At 62.4% G+C, this 9,469-nt stretch carries 7 protein-coding genes and 1 tRNA gene; 4 read left to right on the top strand and 4 right to left on the bottom strand.

The window, feature by feature from the left end; translation table 11 throughout:
• Positions 1 to 13: 13 nt before the first annotated feature.
• Positions 14 to 1,906 carry an ABC transporter substrate-binding protein gene (locus K1X15_RS01690; protein ID WP_220305777.1) on the bottom strand — a complete coding sequence of 631 codons (1,893 nt, stop codon included), beginning with the start codon at positions 1,904 to 1,906 and terminating at the stop codon, positions 14 to 16.
• Positions 1,907 to 2,035: 129 nt separating this feature from the next.
• Positions 2,036 to 3,862, bottom strand: a complete 1,827-nt coding sequence (locus K1X15_RS01685; RefSeq protein ID WP_220305776.1) for a heparinase II/III domain-containing protein — start codon at positions 3,860 to 3,862, stop codon at positions 2,036 to 2,038.
• Between the two features lie 783 nt (positions 3,863 to 4,645).
• Between K1X15_RS01685 and K1X15_RS01680 the strand changes: the two genes are divergently transcribed.
• A complete protein-coding gene (locus K1X15_RS01680) occupies positions 4,646 to 5,182 on the top strand; it encodes an EF-hand domain-containing protein (RefSeq protein WP_220305775.1) in 537 nt (178 codons plus the stop codon).
• A gap of 106 nt (positions 5,183 to 5,288) precedes the next feature.
• Here K1X15_RS01680 and K1X15_RS01675 read toward each other — a convergent pair whose 3' ends face one another.
• Together K1X15_RS01675 and K1X15_RS01670 are read right to left on the bottom strand one after the other, a co-directional pair.
• Positions 5,289 to 6,059 carry a hypothetical protein gene (locus tag K1X15_RS01675; RefSeq protein WP_220305774.1) on the bottom strand — a complete coding sequence of 257 codons (771 nt, stop codon included), beginning with the start codon at positions 6,057 to 6,059 and terminating at the stop codon, positions 5,289 to 5,291.
• 248 nt (positions 6,060 to 6,307) lie between these two features.
• Positions 6,308 to 7,315 (bottom strand): LacI family DNA-binding transcriptional regulator, encoded by a 1,008-nt coding sequence (locus tag K1X15_RS01670; protein WP_220305773.1) that lies wholly within the window; start codon positions 7,313 to 7,315, stop codon positions 6,308 to 6,310.
• A gap of 187 nt (positions 7,316 to 7,502) precedes the next feature.
• On the opposite strand from K1X15_RS01670, the gene K1X15_RS01665 reads away from it, so the two are divergent.
• The 3 genes from K1X15_RS01665 to K1X15_RS01655 all read left to right on the top strand — a co-directional run bounded on the left by K1X15_RS01665 (position 7,503) and on the right by K1X15_RS01655 (position 9,467).
• Positions 7,503 to 7,576 (top strand) — tRNA-Gly (locus K1X15_RS01665).
• Between the two features lie 137 nt (positions 7,577 to 7,713).
• Positions 7,714 to 9,084 carry a tyrosine-type recombinase/integrase gene (locus K1X15_RS01660; RefSeq protein WP_240549624.1) on the top strand — a complete coding sequence of 457 codons (1,371 nt, stop codon included), beginning with the start codon at positions 7,714 to 7,716 and terminating at the stop codon, positions 9,082 to 9,084.
• A gap of 101 nt (positions 9,085 to 9,185) precedes the next feature.
• Entirely contained in the window at positions 9,186 to 9,467 is a 282-nt protein-coding gene (locus K1X15_RS01655; RefSeq protein WP_220305772.1) for a hypothetical protein, read from the top strand.
• Positions 9,468 to 9,469 lie beyond the last annotated feature (2 nt).

The raw sequence follows: 9,469 nt of genomic DNA, 5'->3' as shown, positions 1-9,469 counted from the left end.
CTTCAGGCGCACTCTACTCGAAGTACCAGACGACGGGATCCATGGGGGCCGGGGTCGGGAAGAGCCAGGCGTTGAACATGGATTCGGGCGCGTTCTTGAGGTTGTTCCGGATGATCGAATAGGAGTTCGGCATCAGGCTGACCCCGATCACCGGGAACTGTTCCTTGGTGATCGCCAGCACCTGGCGGAACAGGTCCGCCCGCTCTTCCGGGTCGCCCGAGGCCCGGACCTGGTTGTAGAGATCCATCTGCTGCTTGGCCCAATCGAGCGGCTCCTCGGCGATTTCGGGGCGCGTGCCGTTGAACCACTGCGCCCAGCGATAGGCCCAGACCGATTCATCGGAGAACGGGAAGTAGTAGCGGGGCTCCTGCAGGGCCTCGATGCCACCGTCGCCGGCCCAGACCTGGGCGTCGAACTCGCCGGACGGACGCTTTTCGTAGAACAGCGTGCGATCGATATTGTTGAGCTCGATCTCGATCCCGGCGGCCGCCAGCTGGAGCTGCATGATCTCGAGCATGTCGATCCATTCGGGGCGCAGCGCGGAGATCACATCCACCGTGATCTTGGCCGGGTTGCCATCGCTCATGAGGTAGATGCCGTCGCCATTCTTTTCGGTGAGGCCTGCGGCCGCGAAATGCTCGGCGGCCCCATCGGGGTCGAACTCGGTATATTGCTTGGCCAGTTCTTCGTCATAGAAGGCGGATTCGGGGCGCGGCGCGACCTGGAAGGGTTCGCCCTGGCCGGTAAAGACCACGTCGATGATCTCCTGCCGGTCGATTGCCTCGGAGATGCCGATGCGGAAGTCCCTGTTCTGATAGAGCTCGCGCTTGACCGGGTCGAGATGGTTGAGGTTGAGCTGCAGCACCAGGGTGTTGGACGCCGACGGAATGACTTCGCCCAGATGATAGTCGCCAGCTTCCTGCCCGTCATAGAACAGCGGCTTGTTGGTGGTGGTGGCGATGTGGCGCTCCTGGAAGTCGATCTCGCCATTGAGCGCGGCAAGCGTCAGTTCCTCGACGCCGCCCTGGCTGACGCGCATGTCGAGATTGTCGATATAGGGCAACTGGTTCCCCTCGGCATCGACCTTCCAGTAATAGGGGTTGCGCTTCCAGGTGACGCGCTGGGCATTGGCCGTCAGCGGCTGGTCGATGACCCAGCCATAAATGGTGGGGAGGTCCGGATTGGCGAAGCGGATGGTTTCCCAGCCCCAGGCGCAGCGGTCCTGCAGATAGAGCGCCCAGTTCGCAAAGCCCGCGGCTTCTGCATCGGCAGCGGCGTTCTCATTGTATTTGGGGTGGAACTGGCTGCAATATTTCTTCTGCAGCGAGGTGATGTGAATGCCATCGACACCGGCAATGGTGCCCATGAACATGCCGTTCGGCTTGCCGAAGATGAACTTGAAATTGTAGTCGTCGATGACCTCGATGGTCACCGGATTGTTCTTGTTGTCGATCCAGCTGCCGGCGGGATAATCCGGGTCCTGGTACATCTCGACGGCGAAGGCGATGTCCTCGGTGGTGAAGGGTGTGCCGTCGGACCACTTCACGCCTTCGCGCAGCTTGAAAGTGTATTCGGTGGCGTCGTCATTGACTTCCCAGCTTTCCGCCAGGTTGGGGATCACATTGTTCCACTGGTGGTCGTAGCGAACGAGCCCCTCATAGGCCACGGTCTTGACGATCAGGCCGTTGTCGCCGCCGCCATTCATGCCCATGCGCCAGGTGCCGCCATAGGTACCGATGCTGTCGCCGGCGACCACCAGCGGATTGGCCGGCAGGCGCTCTTCGAGTGGCGGCAGATCGCCACTTTGTACCAGCGCATCGAGCGCAGGCGCCTGGCCCGCCGCCAGGGCTGGCCCGGCCGCGGCCAGCATGGCCGAAAGGGCCACTGCACTGGCCAAACCAAACAATTGGTCTTTCCTCATCCTTAGTCCTCCCTTGTCCGGGGCACCCAGGCCACCGGCTTTCAGTTTCAGTCCCCGGGCTCCTCTGCACCGGAGACCTCGATGGGTTTGCCCTCATGGGCAGCACTCATCCGCTCAGTTGAGCGGCGAGATTTCGAGCGCGATGCGGCCCTCCCGGCGTCTCTGCCGGGGAGTGAACACCACGCGTATGAGATCGACCGGCGGCTGGTATTGCTTCTCGACGCCGGGATGGTGATCGAAGGCGACATCCAGGCTGGCCGCGTCGTAGCGAACCATGAGACCGGCCCCGTCCTCGCCGATGCGGACCGTGCCATTTCCGGCCTCTGCCGCCATGGGCGTCACCAGAACGGACTGGAACAGACCCTCACCGTTGGCGAATGCATAGCTGTCCTCAAGGAGGACGCGGCCGCCGGGCATGGTGCGATCGAGCGTCAAACTCCGGGTCAGGGATGCAATCCCCGCCGCGGCGGGATAGGCGGCGGCCATTTCCAGTTCGAGCCGGTCAGCGTCCTCGCCATGGTCGTGCGTCAGGACTTGGGCGCCATGCTCGCGCCCTTCGGCCTGCTCGAAGCCGTTGATCAGCGGCACCGAGTGGCCGCGCGAAGATGCAAACAGGTTCTGATAGCGCTCCGGCCCAAAGTAGCTCTTGGAATAGCGTCCGCGTCCGGGATCTGTCAGGACCACCTTGCCGCCTGCAACCACCATGAACGAGCCAATGTCGTTCTGGTTGTGCATTTCGTCATTGTGCCCGCCCTTGGCGGCAAGGCGCAGCGATTGCGGGTCCTGAGGATCGAGCCGGCTGATCATCCAGGCCATCTCCTCGTACCAGTCATGCGGACCGGATTGGATGGCCGGTGCCGTTTCGGGCAGTGGCCAGGCATATTGGCGCAAGGGCCAGCAGAACTGGTTGAAGCTTTCGACCGCAAAGTCATTGGCCATGCCCAGGCCCAGGAGGCCCGGTAAGTTCATGTGGCTTGCCAGATGCGTGAGCAGGCCCGGATGAAAGACTGGATTGGCATCGGAATCCGAAAAACTGACCCAGACACCGGGCGCCATCTGCGTCCGCAGCGGGAACTGGGCGATATCGCGCAGGAATGGACCATCCAGCAGGTCGATCGCCCCGCCGCTGCGCTGATGCAGCAGATGAGCGAGAGCGACATAATTGCCAAAGCCATAGGTCCAGTAGTCCGGCCCCTCGCTGGAGCCGCCCTGGCCATCGAAAGTCTCGAGATAGTCGGCAAGGCTATGCAGGCCGCGTGTCACGATGCGGGCCAGCCGGGCCAGATCGGTCTCGAGATAGAGCGCGGCTCCAACGACCCCGGCCACACAGACAGCGGTCCAGTTGTTGACTTGCTTCTGCGGCGTGGTGTGCAGCCACCAGTGGTCATCGCGGTTAAGAAAGGCCCCGATGGCCCTGCGTTCGACTTCCGCGCGAATGCGCAGGCGCAGGTTGGGCGAAAGGCGGTCGCCGATCAGATAATCCATTTCGGCCAGGTCCAGCGCGGTCATCGCCGCGGCCAGATCGAGCGTCGGATGGTCCGGGCGATCGAGGTTGCGCGCATGGGCCGGCCAGGCCCAGTTGATTTCCTCCAACCTTGCCCAGGCGACATCCTCGAGCGCCGAAAGGAAACGCCCCTCCCCTTCGAGCCATTCGGCCAGGGTCAGGCGATAGAGCATGTTGCGGCGGGCGCGCTGGGCATCTTCATAGCCCTCGCGGCGTCCGGTTTCCCGAAACTCATGGTAGAGCGAGGCCGGCAATTGCGGAATTGGCGCATCCACATCCCGGAGGGCGGCGTCCACCAGTTGGCGCAGCACCGCTTCTCCGAGGCCGCGCCGGAGCGCAGCCCATTCGGCGGTGCCGGTCTTGGGAAAGGGCGCGAATTCGGGCGCTGCGGCCAGCACCATGCCGACATGCCTGACATTCCAGCGCCGTAAGTCCACGCACTCGCTCCCTCGGTCGTTTCGGGGCCGACGGCCTGGTGAGCAGGTCTTTGGGTCGGCCGCAACGCACCGCAAAGCTACGCATGCTTTTGCGCAATTTCAAGTATTTTGCGCATATCACGCAAATAATGCAATATTGCGAGATTTGCATCGAAAAGTCAGCCGCCTAGGAAGCGCAGGGCCGCGGGAAAGGCCAGGTTTTCAACATGGCGGCCGAAAAAAATTGTTCCGGTGGACGGCTCACCTGTGAGCCGGAGCCGGAGCGAGACCCAAGGAACGCGCCACTTCTGACAGGTGTCCGAACCGGCAATATTCCCGCCGCGGGGCGACGGAAGCAGCGGCCACGTGTAGGGGCTCACGCGATCCTGCCCCCTCCCCTCGGGGCGGGGATGGGAGGGATGGGGATCGCGAGCTTGACGCTCAATAGCGGCAGTCGGCAGGACGCCTCGTTCCCCGCAATGGACAAGGAGACGCGTTCCTGACGGCCGGCGACACGCGCCGGTTCCTGGCGGTCGGCAAGACGCCTCGTTCCCAGCGATGGGCACGGAGATCCGTTCCTGGCGGCCGGTGAGACGCCGCGTTCCTGACAATCGGTAGGGCGCGACGTACCTGCCGTTCGGGCCGCAGTCGCGATTTCCGCCCGACTGAACCGCCTGGACAAGGCGTTTATCCCGCCGCGACGGCGCATAGCACCATGACTCCGGAAATTGACGGCCATCAACGCGATAGCCGCGGCGATCGCCCACAAGGCCAGGACAATCTGCAATCAGAAGGAAGTCTGAAATGAAACGCGTTCTTGCAATTGGCTCCGCCGTGCTGATGGTGTCTGCGCTGGGGGGCACGGTAGCCTTTGCCCAGGCCGGCTTTGGCTTCGGCCCCGGCTACGGCATGATGCCCGGCTATGGTCCAGCGATGATGGCTGGCCCCGGCTATGGCTATGGGCAGGGGATGATGGGACAGCCGGGCCGCGGGCGTTTCACGCTGATTGATATCAACGAGGACGGCATCGTCAGCGATGAGGAAGCCGCCTCTGCGGCCGATGAAGTCTTTACCGCCATGGACGCAGACGACGATGGTTTTGTGACCCTGGAGGAATACATGACGGTCCGGATGGGGCAGCAACTGGGCTACAATCCTGAACGCCAGGAAACGATGCAGCAGGCAAAGCAGGATCGCTTCGCCGGCATGGACGCGGATGGGGACGGCAAAGTGGCCAAGGCGGAATTCCTCAACGCCGCCCAGGCTCACCATCGCGCCGCAGACGCGGACGGTGATGGCAAGGTATCGCCCTGGGAACACCGGCGCCAGAACTGGAATTGAGTTCGAAAAGAGAGCTCTGCTCTGACACAGTCTCGCCGCTTATCGAGCGTGCTGCAAAAAAGTGGACCGGGGCATAGCCCCGGTCCGGAAGGCACCGCCTCCGCGATCAGCCGTGCGCGGTAGCGACGTCGATGCGGACCGCTTCCGCCGCGGCGGCAATGTATTGGATGTCAGCCTCGCTCAGGTTGACGGCCCCGACGATGACGGCCAGCGCCAGGACAGTGTCGTAGCTCACCGGGAGCGTCTTGTCCGAAGCGGTGCCGATCAGAATGGCGGCCAGTTCGAGATTTGATGCAGGATCCACGCCGGGCAAGCTGGTGTCGCCCTCCTGCCACAGCTCCTCAAGCAGAGCCAGGTTTTGCAGGGGTGAATCGATGATGGCAAATCCCTCGTCGCTCCAGTGCGCCAGAACATAGTCACCGAAATCGCCGGCAGTCATTTCATAGAGTGGGACGAGGTCCGGGCTGAAGGTGGCGACCACTTCGGCAAGGGCCTGATCCAGAACCTGATCCGGGCTGCGGATGACGCTGAGGCGACCCAGATCGACCGCGGGAATGCCTTCCTGGGCCCAGGCCGGCTTACCGCCCCGGTCCTCCCCGGACGGTTGGCCGGCGCGTGGACCCTGGGCATCGGAATCTTCGCTGGGGCCTCCTTGACCCTGGCCCTGGTCCGAGGCGCCCTGGCCCTGACCGGCATTGTCGCTGCCCCCCGGACCACCCTGGCCGGCGCTATCGTTCCCCCCGGGACCACCCTGACCCTGACCGGCGCCACCGCCGTCCTGGGCAAATGTCGGGGCGGACACCAGGGATGTCGTGCCGAGTAAGGCCAAGGATAGGGCGACGGCTCCAAACAGCCGACGCTGAGTGCTATTGAACATTGTCTCGCTCCATTCAGACTGTCCGACGGTCGGAAACCGTCTTCTGATGTTCTTCATCTAGCTGTCTGGAGGCGATGAGATTTGACGGCAGTCAAACCAGGTTCGTCTATGCGCGCAGGCGTTCAGCGAGCCGGCCCTCCCGGCCCCGGTGCGGACGGCGCGCGATCAGCAATGGCGCAAGCGGCGTGCAGCTTCGTCTGGCCGGTGGGCGCGACGGCCCGCCTTGGCATGGTGTCGCTGCGCGGCGGTCAACCGATCCGGTGCACCGTTTCGCCATGAACCAGGGTGAGGCCGATTTCGAGCTGCTGCACGGCCTCCTCGCCATCGAGCCGGGTGGCCAGCAGGCGCACCACGCCCCGGCCCAGCGCTTCGCGATTGACCCGCACCGTGGAGAGGCGCGGGCTGGCCATGCCAGCAATGGGCAGGTCATCAAACCCCATGATGGAAAAGCCCGGCTGCATGGGCGAGTCCTGACCCAGCAGCGCTTCCACCATGGTCACGGCGATGCCGTCGTTCCAGCAAAAGACCGCGCTTACATCATATTCGCCCGCCAGCAGGGCGGCGAGCAGATCCTTGCTGGAATGCTCATTGGAGATCACCACGGTCCCCTGCGTGCCCGGATTGGCCGCGATAGCCGCTTCGAAGCCGCGTCGCCGCTGCAGGATGGTGGGCCGGTGGCGGTAGGTATAGTGCAGGATCTTGCGGTGGCCGGCGTCAATCAGGTGCTGGGTTGCCTGATAGGCACCGTAGAAATTGGCCGGCGACACGGAGTTGAACCGCATCCGGGGATCGCTGCCATTGGCGAGCACCAGGGCCACCTGGTTTTCCTCGGCCCATTGGGCAATGGCCTCGTCCGGATCGATACCGGCCAGAATGACGCCATTTGCACCGGTCTTGGAGACCTGGCGGCGAATGAAATCGAGCGTCACCATGTCTTCATTGACCAGGCGCACGTCCAGCACCAGCCCGACCTGTTCGGCCTGCACCCGCATGCCCTCGACAATGTCGTAGTAAAAGCTGGCAAGGCTTCCCACGGCGCTGTTGAGCGGCACCAGGGCCAGGGCCCGCTTGTCCAACCTGCCCGCGGCCTGCGGATGCTTGCTCTTGTAGCCCAGCAGCCGCGCCATGCGCTGCACATCGGCCCGCACCGCATCGCTGATGCCTATCTCATTGGCCAGCGCCCGCGACACCGTGGACACGGAGACACCCAGTTTCTCGGCGATGTCGGCCTGGCTGGCGCGCTTGCCCGATGCCATTGCGGTTCCTCCGTACCCCTTCTACGCAATATTTGCGTTTCTTGAGCAAATCAAGGGCCTAAATCCGCCCTGCCCGACCTCCAGGACCCCTTTGATGAATGGAATGCGACAACCCACCCCCAACCTCGACAGGCGCCCATCAGGCGGCTTGACGCTCGCGGAGATTTCCAGCATCTAGGGGAGCGTTGCGGGTGTAGCTCAATGGTAGAGCAGAAGCTTCCCAAGCTTACGACGAGGGTTCGATTCCCTTCACCCGCTCCATTTTCCCAGCTTTGCAAAATTGCTATGTCGCTGTAACGGCCAAGGAATTCGGTGTACACAGCCAACTTTGGGTTGTCTTGCCCGGAAATTCGTGACACATTTTGATCCTATAACGTGATACATTGGAGAGGAATGGCGTGCCCAGGGGTTCTCAACTCGACCGTTTTTTGCAGCGCCGCGGGGACCGCTGGCAGTATGTTCGGCGCGTTCCCGCCATGGTGGCTGAGCAGGATGAGCGGGCTCCAGTTATCCGTAGTTCGCTCAAGACCCACGACTTGGCGGTCGCCCGCGTCATGCGCGATGCCTTGGAAAAGGCGGACAACGACCTGTGGGCATCGTTTCTGTGCGATGAGGAAGAGTCAGCGGCTCTGAAGCGCCACAAGGCCGCCGTGCGTCGGGCAGCGGCGCTCGGCTTTGCTTATCGTCCTGCAGGCGAGCTCGAAGCCAAGGCAAGCTGGCAGGAGTTGGCCGAGCGGATGGAGGCAATTCTTGATACGCGGACATCCCATGCAGTCGAAACGGCGGTGCTGGGTGGAGAGCCAACGCCCAGCGTGACGCTGACCCAAGCGCTTAAAGTCTATATCAACGATATTGCTGCATCTCAGCTGGTGACGAAGTCGCCGCAGCAAAGGCGGAAATGGCGGGTCATTCCCGAGCGGGCTGTGCGCAACTTTGTCGAGATCGTCGGGGACAAGCCGATTTCGCACATCACCCGCGACGACGCGCACAAATTCTATCGCTATTGGCTGGCGCGCATCGCTCCAGCCGACAAAGGCAAGAAGCCAACCCATACTGCATCATCGGGCAACCGGCAGATTGGTGAGCTGCGAAAGATCTATCGCGAGTATCATGCCTTCATGGGCGCGGAGAACAAGCTCAACCCATTCGCAGGACTAAGTTTTGAGGAGCGCAAGAAAGCCAAGCGGCCTCCTTTCCCGACCGCCTGGATCCGGGACAAGATTCTGAAAGCCGACGCTCTCAAAGGCTTGAACGAGGAGGCGCGGGCCATCCTTTTGGTCACCATCGAAACGGGGGCGCGGCCGAGCGAGACCTGTAATCTCGATGCCAGCAACATCCACCTTGATGGCCCAGTGCCCTACATTAGCTTTGTGGAGCGCGATGATCCGGAGGCGCCACGTGAATTGAAGACCGCAGCCTCCATTCGCGAGATTCCGCTGGTCGGCGCTGCTTTGTTGGCATTTCAAATGTATCCAAGCGGTTTTCCCCGCTATCGGGAGAAGGAAGAAGCTGCCTGCGCTGCAATCAATAAGTATCTGCGCGAGAACGGCCTCGTCCCAACGTCAAAACACACCCTCTACAGCATCCGTCACTCGTTTGAAGACCGGATGAAAGAAGCCGGTATTGACGGGGAAATGCGCGAAATCTTTTTTGGCCATCGTCGTTCACGCCAGGAATATGGGTCAGGGGGCGCTCTGGAGTGGCGTCGGTCACTTCTCGAGCGGATGGTTTTACCGTTCGAACCCTCGATTTTGTCGCGCTCGATCTAGGCGCCGACTCCCTGGAACACGCCGTTGCTGACATGGGCTATGTTGTCAGCTTCCCCAAAGCTATGCTTTCAAGAGGTGATTCACCCATCAGGAGGGACATAGTGGCAATTCGTGCTGAAACCGCGCTGGCGCGGCCGGGCTGCCTGGGGCACTACATCCGGGCGCTGGCGCTCGATCGACTAGATCTGTCCGTGACCCTGGCGGCCGAGGCGATTGGGTTCATCCGCGCCGCATTTTCGGCTTTTCTGAATGGCCGCGCGTCGCCCAGCTCATGTACATACAGTGCGATTGTGATATTGCCCAAGCTCGCGCGCGCGAAGGCGAGATCTTGGTGCCTCGCTATCAGCCCGGGCCGGAACAAACCACAGCCAAGGCTGTTGTGATC

It is taken from the genome of Devosia salina (assembly GCF_019504385.1).
GTDB lineage: Bacteria > Pseudomonadota > Alphaproteobacteria > Rhizobiales > Devosiaceae > Devosia > Devosia salina.
The sequence above is the reverse complement of the archived record's forward strand: the minus strand, read 5'-3'. Positions and strand labels throughout refer to the sequence as shown.

Coding starts and splice junctions, on each gene's coding strand:
- K1X15_RS01680 (WP_220305775.1), top strand. CDS start 4,646: ATGAAACGCGTTCTTGCAATTGGCTCCGCCGTGCTGATGGTGTCTGCG.
- K1X15_RS01675 (WP_220305774.1), bottom strand. CDS start 6,059: ATGTTCAATAGCACTCAGCGTCGGCTGTTTGGAGCCGTCGCCCTATCC.
- K1X15_RS01670 (WP_220305773.1), bottom strand. CDS start 7,315: ATGGCATCGGGCAAGCGCGCCAGCCAGGCCGACATCGCCGAGAAACTG.